The organism is Streptomyces sp. ISL-99, from assembly GCF_018614005.1.
In the GTDB taxonomy this organism is placed as follows: Bacteria; Actinomycetota; Actinomycetes; order Streptomycetales; family Streptomycetaceae; genus Streptomyces; species Streptomyces flavidovirens.
This window is the reverse complement of the sequence record NZ_JAGGPC010000058.1, coordinates 1-15,736: the sequence shown is the minus strand read 5'-3', so window position 1 is coordinate 15,736 and position 15,736 is coordinate 1. Positions and strand designations below refer to the sequence as shown.

At 71.3% G+C, this 15,736-nt stretch carries 11 protein-coding genes and 1 pseudogene; 9 read left to right on the top strand and 3 right to left on the bottom strand.

Translation table 11 applies throughout. From position 1 onward, the window contains the following. The first annotated feature begins 65 nt into the window (after positions 1-65). A complete protein-coding gene (locus J7E91_RS29845; protein WP_214909839.1) occupies positions 66-1,274 on the top strand; it encodes an acyl-CoA dehydrogenase family protein in 1,209 nt (402 codons plus the stop codon). 13 nt (positions 1,275-1,287) lie between these two features. Here J7E91_RS29845 and J7E91_RS29840 read toward each other — a convergent pair whose 3' ends face one another. After that, positions 1,288-1,728 carry a cell division protein SepF gene (locus tag J7E91_RS29840; RefSeq protein ID WP_028815634.1) on the bottom strand — a complete coding sequence of 147 codons (441 nt, stop codon included), beginning with the start codon at positions 1,726-1,728 and terminating at the stop codon, positions 1,288-1,290. A gap of 291 nt (positions 1,729-2,019) precedes the next feature. Between J7E91_RS29840 and J7E91_RS29835 the strand changes: the two genes are divergently transcribed. From J7E91_RS29835 to J7E91_RS29820, 4 genes are all read left to right on the top strand, one after another. Continuing rightward, positions 2,020-3,243, top strand: a complete 1,224-nt coding sequence (locus J7E91_RS29835) for a DUF5685 family protein (protein ID WP_214909838.1) — start codon at positions 2,020-2,022, stop codon at positions 3,241-3,243. A 60-nt stretch (positions 3,244-3,303) separates the two neighbouring features. Further along, entirely contained in the window at positions 3,304-4,095 is a 792-nt protein-coding gene (locus J7E91_RS29830) for a DUF1684 domain-containing protein (RefSeq protein WP_214909835.1), read from the top strand. Between the two features lie 262 nt (positions 4,096-4,357). Continuing rightward, positions 4,358-5,260 carry a S1 family peptidase gene (locus J7E91_RS29825; RefSeq protein WP_214909834.1) on the top strand — a complete coding sequence of 301 codons (903 nt, stop codon included), beginning with the start codon at positions 4,358-4,360 and terminating at the stop codon, positions 5,258-5,260. A 298-nt stretch (positions 5,261-5,558) separates the two neighbouring features. Continuing rightward, positions 5,559-6,731: a S1 family peptidase gene (locus J7E91_RS29820; RefSeq protein ID WP_374224799.1), complete on the top strand. Its 1,173-nt coding sequence runs from the start codon at positions 5,559-5,561 to the stop codon at positions 6,729-6,731. A gap of 123 nt (positions 6,732-6,854) precedes the next feature. Here J7E91_RS29820 and J7E91_RS29815 read toward each other — a convergent pair whose 3' ends face one another. Beyond that, on the bottom strand, positions 6,855-7,877 hold the full coding sequence (locus tag J7E91_RS29815) for a DUF3533 domain-containing protein (protein ID WP_214909832.1): 1,023 nt from the start codon (positions 7,875-7,877) through the stop codon (positions 6,855-6,857). A 159-nt stretch (positions 7,878-8,036) separates the two neighbouring features. Between J7E91_RS29815 and J7E91_RS29810 the strand changes: the two genes are divergently transcribed. The 4 genes and pseudogenes from J7E91_RS29810 to J7E91_RS29795 all read left to right on the top strand — a co-directional run. Continuing rightward, positions 8,037-11,597, top strand: a complete 3,561-nt coding sequence (locus tag J7E91_RS29810) for a DNA polymerase III subunit alpha (protein ID WP_214909831.1) — start codon at positions 8,037-8,039, stop codon at positions 11,595-11,597. Beyond that, positions 11,594-12,571 carry a helix-hairpin-helix domain-containing protein gene (locus J7E91_RS29805; protein WP_214909828.1) on the top strand — a complete coding sequence of 326 codons (978 nt, stop codon included), beginning with the start codon at positions 11,594-11,596 and terminating at the stop codon, positions 12,569-12,571. Before J7E91_RS29810 ends, J7E91_RS29805 begins: the two co-directional genes overlap by 4 nt. A 166-nt stretch (positions 12,572-12,737) precedes the next feature. Continuing rightward, a complete protein-coding gene (locus tag J7E91_RS29800) occupies positions 12,738-13,601 on the top strand; it encodes a triacylglycerol lipase (protein ID WP_214909826.1) in 864 nt (287 codons plus the stop codon). Between the two features lie 37 nt (positions 13,602-13,638). Next, positions 13,639-13,898, top strand: a pseudogene (locus J7E91_RS29795) (LLM class flavin-dependent oxidoreductase); the annotation flags it as partial. 186 nt (positions 13,899-14,084) lie between these two features. Here J7E91_RS29795 and J7E91_RS29790 read toward each other — a convergent pair. After that, a complete protein-coding gene (locus J7E91_RS29790) occupies positions 14,085-15,116 on the bottom strand; it encodes a lytic polysaccharide monooxygenase (protein WP_214909824.1) in 1,032 nt (343 codons plus the stop codon). Positions 15,117-15,736: the final 620 nt, after the last annotated feature.

Here is a 15,736-nt window from a genome sequence, read left to right as displayed (position 1 = left end):
CGAGCAGTAACTACCACTGCTAGTTTACGCGTCACAGTGAGCCAGTAGCCGCCGGAGGGCCAGGAATGTCCGTCACTTCGAAACTTCAGCAGCTTCCGCCGTTCGACCCCAGCGACCCGATCGGCATCGACGATCTGCTGGCCCCCGAAGATCTCGCGATCCGCGAGACCGTACGCACCTGGGCCGCCGACCGCATCCTGCCGCACATCGCCGACTGGTACGAGCGCGGCGAACTCCCCGGCATCCGCGAACTGGCCCGCGAGCTCGGCTCGATCGGCGCGCTGGGCATGTCCCTGGAGGGCTACGGCTGCGCGGGCGCCTCCGCCGTCCAGTACGGCCTGGCCTGCCTGGAGCTGGAGGCAGCCGACTCCGGCATCCGCTCGCTGGTCTCCGTACAGGGCTCGCTCGCCATGTACGCGATCCACCGCTTCGGCTCCCAGGAGCAGAAGCAGCGGTGGCTGCCCGGCATGGCCGCGGGCGAGATCATCGGCTGCTTCGGCCTGACCGAGCCCGACCACGGCTCCGACCCGGCCGGGATGCGGACGTACGCCAAGAAGGACGGCACCGACTGGGTGCTGACGGGCCGCAAGATGTGGATCACGAACGGGTCGGTGGCGGGGGTCGCCGTCGTCTGGGCGCAGACGGACGACGGGAGCGGTGCTATTCGCGGGTTCGTCGTGCCGACCGACGCTCCCGGCTTCTCGGCGCCCGAGATCAAGCACAAGTGGTCCCTGCGCGCCTCGGTCACCAGCGAGCTGGTCATGGACGAGGTACGGCTGCCGGCCGACGCCGTACTGCCGGACGTCACGGGGCTCAAGGGGCCGCTGAGCTGCCTGAGTCACGCGCGGTACGGAATCGTGTGGGGCGCGATGGGCGCCGCCCGCGCCAGCTTCGAGGCCGCGGTCGACTACGCGAAGACGCGCGAGCAGTTCGGCAAGCCGATCGGCGGCTTCCAGCTCACCCAGGCCAAGCTCGCCGACATGGCGGTCGAACTCCACAAGGGCATCCTGCTCGCCCACCACCTGGGGCAGCGCATGGACGCGGGGCGGCTGCGGCCCGAGCAGGTCAGCTTCGGCAAGCTCAACAACGTGCGGGAGGCGATCGAGATCTGCCGCACGAGCAGGACGATTCTCGGCGCGAACGGGATCTCGCTGGAGTACCCGGTGATGCGGCACGCGACGAACCTCGAATCGGTGCTCACTTACGAGGGCACCGTCGAAATGCATCAGCTCGTACTGGGCAAGGCGCTCACCGGCCTGGATGCCTTCCGGTGAGCGGCCCCGCCCATTAGCTCTGGTTGAAGAAGCCGTGCGTGTCGCGGCCCGCGGCCTCACCGCTGACGACCTCGGTGTCGGCCGGGCTCAGCAGGAAGACCCGGTTCGCGACGCGCTCGATCGATCCGCGCAGGCCGAAGGTCAGGCCGGCGGCGAAGTCGACGATGCGCTTGGCGTCGGAGGGCTCCATGGACGTGAGGTTCATGATGACCGGGACGCCGTCCCGGAACAGCTCGCCGATGCCACGCGCGTCCCGGAACCCGTCCGGGGTGACCGTGGCGATTCTGGGGCTCTTGTCGTCGGCGGACTCGGAGACCGCCTTGACCCGCGGGTCCGTGACCCAGGGCTCGGCGCTCTCGTTGCTTCCCTCGGCGTACTCGTCGTCGTAGTAGCGGTCGTCGTCGCTGTCCTCGACGAGCCCGAGCCAGGCACTGGCCTTGCGCACCGATCCCATGGGACGCCTCCTTTCACCGCGGTCGGTCTGTGTACCGCTCCCCCTATCGTCGTCCATCATGCGGATTACGCGCCAAGTGGATAGCCACCGCGCAGGCGATTCGTGACGGTACTGGTGCAGAACTTGTGGCGATTCGTCAAGGTTCCTACTGCATCAGGCTGCTGACAGAGTGAAAAATACGACCGTCGGGCCACACGGGTGATGAGGGGGACGGACGGGTGAACACGAGGTCGCTGAAACCGTCTCGATACGATGCGGGCCGCACCGTCTCACGACTCCTGGGGGAGCGCCTTGTTCGGCATAGTCAGGCCTTGCAGTCATCGGCTCTCGGAGGGGCTCAGGACCGAGTGGATGGCCCATCTGTGCGGGCTCTGCCTGGCACTTCGCGGTGACCACGGGCAGCTCGCGAGGGTCGTCACCAACTACGACGGGCTGATCGTCTCGGTTCTGACGGAGGCTCAGTCCGAGCGCGCGACGGGATGGCGCCGCACCGCCGGCCCCTGTCCCCTGCGCGCGATGCGGACCGCGCCCGTGGCCCAGGGCGAGGGAGCCAGGTTCGCGGCCGCCGTCTCGCTGGTCCTGGCCTCGGCGAAGGTGCGGGACCACGTCGCCGACCGGGACGGGGTGTTGGCCCGCAGGCCGGTGGCCGCGGCCGCCCGGCGGGTCGCCGCGAGCTGGGACAGGGCGGGAGCGCGTACGGGCGCCTCGCTGGGCTTCGACACCGGCCTGCTGGTCGACGCGGTGGACCGGCAGGCAGGGATCGAGGCGCTGGCGGGGCCCGGCACCTCCGTCCTCACGGTCACCGAACCGGCCGAGACGGCGACCGCGGCGGCCTTCGCGCACACCGCCGTACTCGCGGGCAGGCCGCGGAACGCGGCGCCGCTCGCGGAGGCGGGCCGCCTCTTCGGGCGGCTCGCGCATCTGCTGGACGCCGTGGAGGACCTGGAAGCTGACGCGGCGTCGGGTAAGTGGAACCCCCTGACGGCGACCGGTACCGGCCTCGCGGAGGCGCGGCGGCTGTGCGACGACGCGGTGCACGGCGTACGGCTGGCGCTGCGCGACGCGGAATTCACCGATGCCAGGCTGGCGCACGTACTGCTGGCGCACGAGCTCGGCCGGTCCGTGGACCGGGCGTTCGGGACGGCGGGCTGCGGTCACCAGGGGCAGGTGCGGGCGTACGGGCCGACGCCGCCCGTGTCAGGGGGTGGCGGGGGCGGAGCGTACGGCTCGGGCAACCCCTACGGGGGCGGTGGGCCCGGGGTTCCGGGTGGCGGTCCCGGCGGTCCTGGTGGCCCCGGTGGGATGCCGCCCGGTTTCACGGGCGAGCCGCGCAGGCCCGGCAAGCGGGGCTTCTGGGCCGGGTGCGCCGTCGCGGTGGGGCTGTGCTGCACGTGCAAGTGGTGTTGCGCCGCGGAGTACGAAGGGCCCTGGTCGCGGAAGAAGCGCGAGGGCTGCTGCCACAAGTGCGACTGCGAGAACTGGGTCTGCCACTGCAACTGCGGCTGCTGCGACTGATGAGGTGGGCGGCGTCCCCGGCTCCCCGTCCCCGCAGCGCCCGTGTGGAAGGGTGCGCGTATGAGCACAGACCCTCAGCAGGACTGGAAGCACTGGCACCAGCAGCGCATCGAGACGGTCTCCGCGCCGTACGGGCCGCTCTCGCTCACCGGCACCCACTGGCTCTCCGACTACCCGGAAGGCCGGATTCCGGACGTGCTGGGGCAGTGGACGGCCGACGGCGACGAGGTGGTCCTGACGGCCTCGCCCGAGGACGGGATCACTGTCGACGGGGAGCCCCTGACCGGCGAGGTCCGGCTGACCGCGGACACCGGACGCATCCCGGAGTCCCGCGTCGAGGCCGCCGGGCGGCGGCTGGTCGTGCTGCGCCGCGAAGGACTGTGGGCGATCCGGGTCTTCGACCCCGAGTCCCCGGCGCGGCGTGCTTTCGCGGGCATGGAAGTGACGCCGTACGACCCGAAGTGGGCGCTGCCGGGCCGGTTCCGCCCGTACGCCGAAGGGCGCACCACCCTCCAGATCGAGAACGCGGACGGCCGCGAGCGCGGGCTCGGTCTCGCCGGGGAGATCGCCTTCGACATCGACGGCACCGAGCACACGCTCCAGGTCGCCGTCGAGGACGACGGCTCGCTCTGGGCCGTCTTCGCCGACGCGACCAGTGGGGACAGCTCGTACCGCTTCCGCTTCCTGCGGCCGCCCGCGCCCGCGCCCGACGGCACGGTGACCGTCGACTTCAACCGGGCCCTGCTGCCGCCGTGCGCCTTCGCCGACCACTTCATCTGCCCCTTCCCGCCGCCGGGCAACACCCTGTCGGTCCCGGTACCGGCGGGGGAACGGAACCGGATCGACCGCTGACCCGTCCCAGTGCCGGAGCGGCGCCCCAACGCGTGCCGCACAGCCCCGTCGGCCCCAGCGCTGCCGGGGCCGCCTTCGGTGCCGGGGTCCGAGCGCGGCCGAAAGGCGCCCTTGCGCGGGCAGTTGGCGCCCCGAATACTCCCGAGGAGCGCTTGTCAGGGGCACAACCTGTTCGAAATTCGGACAGGTGAACTGACTGCGCCTCACGGGCCTGTCTCACCCCACGAACGGGCCCCCTACTTCCCCCTGGGAGGAACGAAACGTGAGGATCAAGCGCACCACCCCCCGCAGCGGTATAGCGAGACGATCCCGCCTGATCGCCGTCACGGCAGGTCTCGTCGCCACGGCCGCACTCACCGTACCGAGCGCCAGCGCCGACACGGCCAGTACGTACAGCGCCAACCAGCTCACCTCCGCGAGTGACGCGGTCCTCGAGGCCGATGTCGCCGGCACCGCCTGGCACATCGACAAGGCGAAGAACGCCCTGGTCGTCACGGCCGACAGCACTGTCTCCGCCGCCGAGATCGCCAAGATCAAGCGAGAAGCCGGTACGAACGCAGGCGCCATCCGCGTCGAGCGCACCCCCGGCAAGCTCTCCAAGCTGCTCTCCGGCGGCGACGCGATCTACGCCACCAGCTGGCGCTGCTCGGCGGGCTTCAACGTCCGCGACAGCGCGGGTACGTACTTCTTCGTGACCGCCGGCCACTGCACGGACGGCAACCCGCCCTGGTACACCAACTCCTCCCGTACCACGAGCATCGGCCCGACGGCCGGATCCAGCTTCCCGGGCAACGACTACGGCCTCGTGCGGTACGCGAACACCTCGCTCTCGCACCCCGGCACCGTCGGCAACCAGGACATCACCAGCGCGGCCAACGCCACCGTCGGCATGTCCGTCACCCGTCGCGGCTCCACCACCGGCACCCACAGCGGTTCCGTCACCGGCCTCAACGCCACGGTGAACTACGGCGGCGGCGACGTCGTCTACGGCATGATCCGCACCAACGTCTGCGCCGAGCCCGGCGACAGCGGCGGCCCGCTCTACTCCGGCACCCGCGCCATCGGTCTGACCTCGGGCGGCAGCGGCAACTGCTCCTCCGGTGGTACGACCTTCTTCCAGCCGGTCACCGAAGCGCTGAGCGCGTACGGCGTCAGCGTGTACTAAGAGGGCCCGGTCCCTAAGTCCGCAGCCAGCAGCACATGAGTCCCCGCCCGGTCGACCGGGCGGGGACTCGTCGTCGTGTCGGAACGCACCCTCGCGGCGGGCGAGTTGACCGCAGTCCGCGTCCGCGCCGCCGGAATCCCGTCCGGAGGGGCGAGTACCGGACAGGACTAGTCCTCACGCGCTGCTGCCCGAGTGGTCGCACGCGGTGTTCGCGAACGTGACGGGTACAGGCGGTGCCCGGCATGTAAAGACCTGGGGGGCGCGCGGAGGTTGTCGTGTGCGCGTCCTGAAGTCGACCTTGTGTGCTACCGATCAGCCTCGGAATAGTGGGTGTACTCGGACCTGCCCCCCACATTGCAGGGCCGAACCCCCCACAGGAGGTCATTACGTGAAGCACCGACGCATAGCCAAGCGCCGTGTGGCAATTGCGGGAGCAGGTATCGCAGCCCTGGTGGCAGCGGGAGTTACGTTGCAGACTGCGAACGCCAGCGAGGAACCCCCTCAGTACACCGTCAAGACGCTGTCGGCGACGGGGGCCGGAAAGCTGGCCTCGGACCTCAGCTCGGCCCTGGGCGCCGACGCGGCCGGTGCGTACTACGACAGCAAGTCCAAGGCGCTCGTGGTCAACGTCGTGGACGAGGCGGCGGCTCAGGGCGTACGGAAGGCGGGCGGCAAGGCCAAAATCGTCGAGAACTCCCTCGCCGAACTGAAGGCCGTACGGAGCACCCTCACCGACAAGGCCACCATCCCCGGCACCGCATGGGCCACCGACCCGGTCACCAACAAGGTCGTCGTGACGGCCGACCGTACGGTCAAGGGCGACGCCTGGGCGAAGCTGGAGAAGGTCGTCGGCGCGCTCGGCCAGAAGGCCGAACTGAAGAAGTCGGCCGGGGAGTTCAAGCCGCTCATCGCGGGCGGCGACGCGATTCTCAGTGGCGGCGGGCGGTGTTCGCTCGGCTTCAACGTCATCAAGGACGGCGTCCCGCACTTCATCACGGCGGGGCACTGCGGTCAGGCCGGCAGCCAGTGGACCGACTCCACGGGCGGCGCGCTCGGCACGATGGCCGCCTCGACGTTCCCCGGCAACGACTTCGCGCTTGTGAAGTACGACGACGGGGTCGAGCACCCGAGCGAGGTCAACCTCTACAACGGCAGTACGCAGCCGATCACCAAGGCGGGCGAGGCGACCGTCGGTATGGCGGTGACCCGCAGTGGCTCTACGACGCAGGTGCACGACGGTGAGGTCACCGCGCTCGACGCGACCGTGAACTACGGCAACGGTGACATCGTGAACGGGCTCATCCAGACCACGGTCTGCGCCGAGCCCGGTGACAGTGGTGGCTCGCTCTTCGCGGGCGACACGGCGATCGGGCTCACCTCGGGCGGCAGCGGCGACTGCACGTCGGGCGGCGAGACGTTCTTCCAGCCGGTGCCGGCGGCGCTGGCGGCGCTGGGAGCGGAGATCGGCTGAGTGGCCGGTCCTGGCCGGTCCTGGCCGGCCGGCTGACCGGAGGCCCCGTCGGGTGCGCGCGCGTGCGTGCCGGACGGGGCCTCTTTCCTTCACCGGACGGGCTGGATCGCGCCCAGCGGTCGCCTAGGCCCCGACCGGGTGCGAATCGGAGTTGGGCGGCCTGCGCAGTGAGGCCATCGCCAGGGTGATCGCGCTGCCCGCGACCGCCCACCCGGCGAGGACGATGAACGGTCCGAAGACCGCGTTCCCCTCGAAGTACGCGATCGAGCGCGCCACCCACGTGCCCGCCCCCGGCGGCAGGGCAGGGCCGATCGCCTCCCAGAACGGCGGCAGCATCGGCAGCGGGAACGCGCCGCCCGCGCTCGGATTGCCCGCGATCACCACGAGCAGGACCGCCAGGCCGATGCCCACGATTCCGGTGAGCGCCTGGAGCGCGAGCGTGATCGCGCCGACGGCGAAAACCACCAGGGCGCCGAGGCCCCACAGGGCCATGACACTGCCGGGCAGGGCGCCGAGAATCGGGCCGACGATGATCGCGCCGCCGATGCCGCCCGCGATCGAGTAGAGCGCCATGACGCCGAGCCTGATCACGGCGCGCTGTCCGTTGGCGGGCCGGGACCCCGCGCTGATCGCCAGGATCGACGCGCAGAGGTAGCCGCCGACGCACCACCCCACGACCAGGTAGAAGGCGGAGAGCCCGTCGAAGTCCTGGGCGGAGGCCGGGGCCACGTCCACCGTCCGCACCTCCCGCTGCTGGGCCGCCTCGACCCTGGTGGCGAGCGTGGTCAGGGCCGAGGACAGCACGGTGCCGCCGCCGGAGGCGACCAGCAGGGTGTCGGTCTTCGAGGCCGGGTCGACGATCAGGGCGCCGTCGATGTCCCGGTTCATGATCTGCCGGCGCGCGGTGGCCTCGTCCGCGACCGTACGGGGATCCAGCGGTGTGCCGGGCAGGGCGCCGAGCCGGTCCACGAGCTGCCCGGCCGACTGTTCGGGCGCGACGACGGCGAAGGGAACGTCCTTCGGCTTCGGATTGTGCAGTGCTCCCACGTACGACGCGATGAACAGGAGCTGCAGCGCCAGCACACCGATGACGAGCAGCGCGGCCCGTGGCGTGACGGCGTTCTTCACCTCGTCGAGGAAAGTCATGCCCCCACGCTCGGCGGCCTCCGGAGTTCGCGCAGGTGGGGCCGGTCCGAATGGCTGAGGACACGGCTATCGCACGCACGTTCGAAACTTGGTCTATGGTGGAGATGGGGGAGGTGAGACAGGATTGATTCAGGGGATTCACGGGATTCAGGAGGTGCGATGCCCGCGTTCACGCACCTGCACACCGTTTCCGGGTTCTCCCTGCGCTACGGCGCCTCCCACCCCGAGCGGCTGGCCGGGCGAGCCGCCGAACACGGCATGGACGCCCTCGCCCTCACCGACCGGGACACCGTCGCCGGCACGGTCCGCTTCGCCAAGGCCTGCGCGAAGGCGGGCATACGGCCGCTCTTCGGCGCGGAGCTGGCGCTGGGGCCGGCCGACCGTACCCGCGAAGAAGGACGTACGCAGCGGCAGCGCACACCGGTACGCGGCGGAGCCTTCGTCGACGAGTCCGCACCCCGCGCCACCTTCCTCGCCCGGGACGGCGCCGCCGGCTGGGCGGACCTCTGCCGGCTGATCAGCGCCGCCCACGAGGCCGGCGGGCGTAACCCCGTCCTGGAGTGGGAGCGCAATCACGGCGACGGCCTCACCGTGCTGCTCGGCCCCGGCTCCGACGTCGGCCGGGCGCTGGCCGCCGGACGCCCCGACCGGGCCGCCACCCTGCTCGCGCCCTGGCGGGAGATCTACGGCGACGCCCTGCGCCTCGAAGTCGTCCACCACGGCCGTACGGGCACGGGTCCCGGCTCGCTGCGACTGGCCGCCCGCACCCTCGGCCTCGCCGCCGAACAGGGCGTGGCTCCCGTACTCACCAACGCCGTCCGGTACGCCGACCCGGGTCTCGGGCCGGTCGCCGACGTGCTCGACGCGGCCCGCAGACTCGTACCCATCGACCCGCGCGGGCCCCTCGACAGCGGCGAGCGCTCGCTCAAGAGCGCGGCTGAGATGGCGTACATCGCCGACCTGGTCGCCGAGGCCGCCGGGTACCGCCAGGATGCCGCCCGCCGGCTGCTGACCCTGACCGAGGAGACCGCCGCGGCCTGCCGCGTCGACCCCGAGGACGACCTGGGGCTCGGCACCGTCCACTTCCCCGAACCGCACCTCGTCGGCGCGGGGCGGCGCACCGCGCAGCGCGTGCTGGAGTCGCGGGCCGCCGCGGGCATGGTGCTGCGCGGTTACGACCGCGGGCCGCGGGCCCGTGCGTACTGGCAGCGGATGCACCACGAGCTGGACATCATCGCCCACCACGGCTTCGCCTCCTACTTCCTCACCGTGGCCGGGGTCGTCGACGACGTGAAGAACATGGGCGTCAGGGTCGCCGCACGCGGCTCCGGCGCCGGCTCCCTCGTCAACCACCTCATCGGCATCGCGCACGCCGATCCCGTCGAACACGGCCTGCTGATGGAGCGCTTCCTGTCCAAACGGCGGTCCGCGCTGCCCGACATCGACATCGACGTCGAGTCCGCCCGCCGCCTGGAGGTCTACCGCGCGATCATCGGCCGCTTCGGCGCCGAGCGGGTCGCGACCGTCGCCATGCCCGAGACGTACCGGGTGCGGCACGCCGTACGGGACGTGGGCGCCGCACTCTCCATGGACCCCGCCGAGGTGGACCGTATCGCCAAGGCGTTCCCCCACATCCGGGCCCGCGACGCCCGCGCCGCCATGGAGGAACTGCCCGAACTGCGCGAGGTCGCCGCCGAGCAGGACCGGCACGGGAGGATGTGGGAGCTCGTCGAGGCGCTGGACGCGCTGCCGCGCGGGATCGCCATGCACCCGTGCGGGGTGCTGCTCTCCGACGCCTCGCTGCTGCGCCGTACGCCTGTCATGCCCACCAGCGGCGAGGGTTTCCCCATGTCGCAGTTCGACAAGGACGACGTGGAGGAACTCGGGCTGCTCAAGCTCGACGTGCTCGGCGTACGGATGCAGTCGGCCATGGCGCACGCGGTCGCGGAACTGCGGCGGGCGGCGGACGTGACGCTCGACCTCGACGACCCGCGGCAGGTGCCGCAGGGCGACCCGGCGACGTACGAACTGATCCGCTCGACCGAGACGCTCGGCTGCTTCCAGATCGAGTCGCCGGGCCAGCGCGATCTGGTCGGCAGACTCCAGCCCGCGACCTTCGGTGATCTGGTCGTCGACATCTCGCTGTTCAGGCCGGGGCCCGTCGCCGCCGACATGGTGCGGCCCTTCATCGAGGCCAGGCACGGGCGCGCGCCCGCCCGTTACCCGCATCCGGACCTGGAGGAGGCGCTGCGGGAGACGTACGGCGTGGTTGTCTTCCACGAGCAGATCATCGAGATCCTGCGGATCATGACCGGCTGCGACCGGGGCGAGGCGGACCAGATGCGGCGCGGGCTCTCCGACCGGGAACTCCAGGCGCAGATCCGGGCGTGGTTCGCGGAACGGACGCGGCAGCGCGGTTACTCGCCCGAAGTGACCGCCCGTACCTGGGAGATCGTCGAGGCGTTCGGGTCGTACGGCTTCTGCAAGGCGCACGCGGTCGCCTTCGCCGTGCCGACGTACCAGTCGGCGTGGCTGAAGGCTCATCACCCCGCGGCCTTCTACGCCGGACTGCTCACGCACGACCCCGGCATGTACCCGAAGCGGCTGCTGCTCGCGGACGCGCGGCGGCGCGGCGTGCCCGTGCTGCCGCTGGACGTGAACCGGTCGGCGGCCGCTCATCAGATCGAACTGGTGTCTGGCGGAAAGGGGATGAAGGGCGTCAAAGAGGTGTGGGGGATCCGCCTCGGGCTCGCGGACGTCTACGGCATCAGCGAGGCCGAAACCGCACGGATCGTGGCGGGCCGGCCCTACTCCTCGCTGCTCGACCTGTGGCAGCGGGCCCACCCGAGCCGGCCCGTGGCCGAACGGCTCGCGCAGGTGGGCGCGCTGGACGCGTTCGGCGCCAACCGCCGAGACCTGCTGCTCCACCTGTCCGAACTCCGCGCGGCGCAGCGGACTTCCGGCGTGTCCGGCGGACAGCTCTCCCTCGGCGAGGGGCAGCGGGCGGCCCCGGCCGGGCTCCCGGACCTCAGCGAAACGGAGCGGCTCAGCGCCGAGCTCGGCGTCCTCGGCATGGACGCCTCCCGCCACCTGATGACCGACCACTACACCTTCCTCAAGGAGCTGGGCGCGACCTCCGCCAAGCGGCTGCGGATGGCCGAACACGGGCAGACCGTCCTGGTCGCGGGCGCCAAGGCCGCCACCCAGACGCCACCGGTCCGCTCGGGGCGACGGGTCATCTTCACGACCCTCGACGACGGTACGGGCCTGGTCGACCTCGCCTTCTTCGACGACAGCCACGCGGCGTGCGCGCACACCGTCTTCCACTCCTGGCTGCTGCTCGTACGCGGAGTGGTGCAGCGGCGCGGGCCGCGCAGCCTCAGCGTGGTCGGGTCGGCGGCCTGGAACCTCGCGGAACTCGTGGAACTGCGGCGTACGGGCGGACTCGACGCGGTCGCGGAGCGGCTGGCGGCACCGGCTCCCGTCCCCGCCCCGGCCCCGGCCTCGGCTTCGGCCTCGGCCTCGGCTTCGGCCTCGGCTTCGGCTTCGGCTTCGGCCTCGGCGGAGGAGGCGGCGGACGAAGGGTCCGCAGGCGACGGCCGGCGCATCCACCTCCCCACCGGCTACGAGATGAACCCCTGGGCGGACCTCCAGCCCGCGGGCGAAGGCGTACCGACCGGCCGCAAGCTGTGGCATTCGAGCCCGGGGAGCGCGGGATGATCCTTTACGTACGCTTCCACACCGCGGGGACCGAGCTGCCCGAGGCCGCGCTCCCCACCCTGCTCGGACTGATCGAGGACATCACCCCCGTCGTCCAGGCGCTCCCGCCCGACGGCGCGCTCGTCGATGTCCGGGGCGCCGAGCGGTACTTCGGGCAGGACGCGGCCGGGCTCGCCGCCCTGCTGCGGGTACGCACCCTCGCGCACTGCGGCGCCGACTGCACGATCGGCGTGGGCGCCAACCCCATGCTGGCCAGGACCGCCGCGCAGGACGCGCCGCCGGGGAAGACCCTGGCCGTACCCGGTGACCCGGAAGCCATCGCCGCGTACCTCGGCCGCAAACCGGTCGCCTCGCTGCACGGCGTCGGTCCCGCGACCGCCCGCGCCCTCTGCGCGTACGGCCTCGACACCGTCGGCAAGGTCGCCGCCGCGCCGCTCGCCGCCCTCCAGCGGATCGTCGGCGCGCGAGTGGGGCGCGAACTCCAGGAGAGGGCGCGCGGCATCGACCGTACGCCGGTCGTCCCGAACGCCGCCTCCCGCTCACTCGCCGCCGAACGGCGCTTCGACCGCGACGAACTGGACCCGGTCCGCCACCGCCGCGCCCTGCTCTCGCTCTCGGAGGAGGTGGGGGTCAGGCTGCGCGGCGAGGGACAGGTGTGCCGCTCGCTGGCCCTCACGGTGCGCTACGCCGACCGGTCCACCACCACCCGCACCCGGACCATGGCGGAGCCGACGGCCCACTCGGCCGCGCTGACCGCCACGGCGTACGGGCTCTACGCGTCGCTCGGCCTGCAACGGGCCAGGGTGCGCGCCGTCGCCCTGCGCGCGGAGGGGCTGACTCCGGCGGAACAGGCCGCGCACCAGCTGACGTTCGACCCGGCGGACGACAAGGCGCGCCGGATCGAGGCGGTGGCGGACCGGGCGCGGGCGAGGTTCGGTCCGGGGGCGGTCGTACCGGGGTCGCTGGCGGCTTGACGGATCCCCCGTCGGACAGCCCCACCCCCCTGACTGACTCTTCGTCAATTTTTGCCGACGAGTCACTTCACTCTTCACCTACTCGCGCGTAATTTAGCGGCAGCACGGCATCTGTGTGATCCGGATCACGCCGCCATTTCCCCTTGAGCCGCAAGGAGATCACCCGATGCTGCCCTGGAAGCGCGCCCTCAGACCGGCCGCCGCCCTGCTCCTGGCCCTCGCCGCCACCCTCACCCCCGCCGCCACGGCGAACGCCACCACCCCGGCCCCCACCAGCGGGTGGAACGACTACTCCTGCAAGCCGTCCGCCGCCCACCCCCGCCCGGTCGTCCTCGTCCACGGCACCTTCGGGAACTCCGTCGACAACTGGCTCGGCCTCGCCCCGTACCTGGTCAAGCGGGGCTACTGCGTCTTCTCCCTCGACTACGGGCAACTCCCCGACGTGCCATTCTTCCACGGCCTCGGCCCGATCGACAAGTCGGCTCAGCAGCTCGACACCTTCGTCGACGACGTGCTCGCCACCACCGGCGCCCCCGAGGCCGATCTCGTGGGCCACTCCCAGGGCGGCATGATGCCGCGTCACTACCTCAAGTTCCTCGGCGGAGCCGACGAGGTGAACGCCCTGATCGGCATCGCACCCGACAATCACGGCACGACGCTGCTGGGGCTGACGAAACTCCTGCCCCACTTCCCCGGCGTCGGCGACCTGCTGACCACCAAGACCCCGTCCCTCGCCGACCAGATCGCCGGGTCCGCCTTTCTGACCAGGCTCAACGAGGGCGGCGACACCGTTCCCGGGGTCCGCTACACGGTCATCGCCACCCGGTACGACCAGGTGGTCACGCCGTACCGCTCGCAGTTCCTCGACGGTCCCGGCGTGCGGAATGTCCTGCTCCAGGAGCTGTGCCCCGTTGACCTCTCGGAGCATGTGGCGATAGGCCTGATCGACCGGATCGCGTTCCATGAGGTGGCCAACGCCCTCGACCCGGGCCGGGCCACCCCGACCACCTGCGCGTCAGCCACCGGCTGACCGCGGGGAAAGGTGACCGATGACGTCGACGACCCCGATGAAGTTCAGCTACGTGATGCTCCCCGACTACCCGCTCCAGGAGTCCCTGGCCTCGATCAGGCTCGCCGACGAGCTGGGATTCCACGCCTGTTACGCCGCCGACGAGACCTGGCACAAGGACATGTGGCTGCTCTTCGCCGCCGCGGCCGGCAGACCAGCCGCATACGCTTCGGCCCGAGCCTGTCCTCCGTCGTCCTGCGCGAGCCCACCCTGATCGCCCAGGCCCTGGCCACGCTCGACGAGTTATCGGGCGGGCGGCGATCTGCGCGATCACGGACCACAACCTCGTGAAGGCGTTCACGGGGCGGGAGCTGGACGGCATCGCGGACGTGGACACTCAACTGCGGCTCATCCACGAACGGATCATGCCCGCCTGGGCGTGAAATGGGCTGCCGCCCCCACCTGGGAAACAAGGTGGGGGCGGCAGCGGTCATACGGGCCCGGTCAGCGGCGGGCGGCCTTGCGGCGGACCGAGCCGAACAGCACCGCGGCACCGATGGCGAGCGCGGTGGCGCCGCCGATCGCGATGTACGTCGTGGCGCTGTCGCCACCGGTCTCGGCAAGGTTCTCGCCGGCGGCGGCAGCGGTGGTCGGCTGCCCGGCGTCGCCGTTCGCCTCCGGCGCGTTGGCGGGGAACTCCTCGGCGGCCGGAGGGTCGGCCTGCTGCCCGGCGTCGTCCTGGCTGGTGGCCGGGGCCGTCACCTCGGCGCCGGTCTTGTTGTCGTTGTCACCGTGCCCGTTGTGCTCCACGGACGACTCGTCGGCGCCGTCCGCGATGTCCTCCTTGGTGGGCGCGGACGCGACCGGTGCCGGGGCCGTGCCCGAGCCGCCGGTGTCCTTGCCGAAGACCACGTCGGAGCAGGTGTAGAAGGCCTCGGGGCTGTCCGAGCGCTGCCAGACGCTGTAGACGAGGTGACGGCCCGACTTGTTGGGGACGCTGCCCTCGAAGACGTAGTCGCCGTTCTCCATCTTCGGGTCCGTGACGTCGGCGAACGGCTTGGCCTCCAGGTCGGACCACTTCAGTGGCTTCGTCGGGTCGTAGCCGTCCTTGGTGATGTACAGCTCGAACGACCCCTTGTGCGGGGCGGTGCCCTTGTAGCGGAAGGTGTGCTTGCCGGCGGCGAGCTTCGACGACGGCCAGTCGGCGCGCGGCAGGTCCAGGCCCTTGTACTTGTCGTTGCCGGCGCTGCACAGCTTGCCGTCCGGGATCAGCTGCTTGTGCTTCCCGGCGGCGTTCGCGATGTTGACCGCGTTCCAGTCGTAAAGAGCCTGCACACCGCCGGCCGCGACGGCCGCCTTGCACGCCGCCGAGTCGGGGCTCTCCGGGCCCTCCGCATAACAGGCCGACACGCGGGAGACCGGGTCCGTCATCGAACCGTGGGCCAAAGCCGGAGCGGCGGACAGGGCGGTCAGTGCGAGTGGCGCGATGCTGAGGGTGGCGATGGAGGCTGCGGTACGACGGCGACGAGCGGTCATCGGGACGTTCTCCTTGCGATGGGGGAGCGTGTGGGAGTACGGGGGCGGAGATCGAGTCCGGCGGCGCAGCCCCCCGAAACCAGCGGCGCCGACGGACTGAACCCCACCCCGGCGATCAGCACGCTAGCCCCGACAACCGGCGAAACCCGCTGCTGACGGCGGTGCGCGGCGATCTTTATGGTGGCTTTAAGGCGAGACTAAGAAGAGGCTCAGGAAGACGCGGCAACAAGAGGGCAAGTCCCTCCCGAGCCGCCCTTCTTTGCGCGCCACCCTTCGCCACGCGTCGCCCCACTTACGCGCCACCCCGACATCGTTCTGACCTGCGGAAAATCGCGAAGAGGCGCGAAATTCGCTACGCGTCGCCATGGGGGCGCAGTGGGCTCGCGCCACCCAGTGACCTGGGAAAACGCGACCGGCGCCACCCAGGCGCCGCTCAGCCCATCTGTAAGGTTGAGCGCAACGGCAAGCACCAGTTGCTGAACGACTCCGCGACCGGGCCGCCCGGAGTCTCCGAAGCTCCCGCGTGCACAAAGGCCCGACTCCGGCGGTATCCGGAATCGGGCCTCGCGCGCGGGGACCGTGAGCCCGGCCGACTAACAGGGATGCTGTTGGTGAATTCG

Coding starts and splice junctions, on each gene's coding strand:
- J7E91_RS29845 (WP_214909839.1), top strand. CDS start 66: ATGTCCGTCACTTCGAAACTTCAGCAGCTTCCGCCGTTCGACCCCAGC.
- J7E91_RS29840 (WP_028815634.1), bottom strand. CDS start 1,728: ATGGGATCGGTGCGCAAGGCCAGTGCCTGGCTCGGGCTCGTCGAGGAC.
- J7E91_RS29830 (WP_214909835.1), top strand. CDS start 3,304: ATGAGCACAGACCCTCAGCAGGACTGGAAGCACTGGCACCAGCAGCGC.
- J7E91_RS29815 (WP_214909832.1), bottom strand. CDS start 7,877: ATGACTTTCCTCGACGAGGTGAAGAACGCCGTCACGCCACGGGCCGCG.
- J7E91_RS29810 (WP_214909831.1), top strand. CDS start 8,037: ATGCCCGCGTTCACGCACCTGCACACCGTTTCCGGGTTCTCCCTGCGC.
- J7E91_RS29805 (WP_214909828.1), top strand. CDS start 11,594: ATGATCCTTTACGTACGCTTCCACACCGCGGGGACCGAGCTGCCCGAG.
- J7E91_RS29800 (WP_214909826.1), top strand. CDS start 12,738: ATGCTGCCCTGGAAGCGCGCCCTCAGACCGGCCGCCGCCCTGCTCCTG.
- J7E91_RS29790 (WP_214909824.1), bottom strand. CDS start 15,116: ATGACCGCTCGTCGCCGTCGTACCGCAGCCTCCATCGCCACCCTCAGC.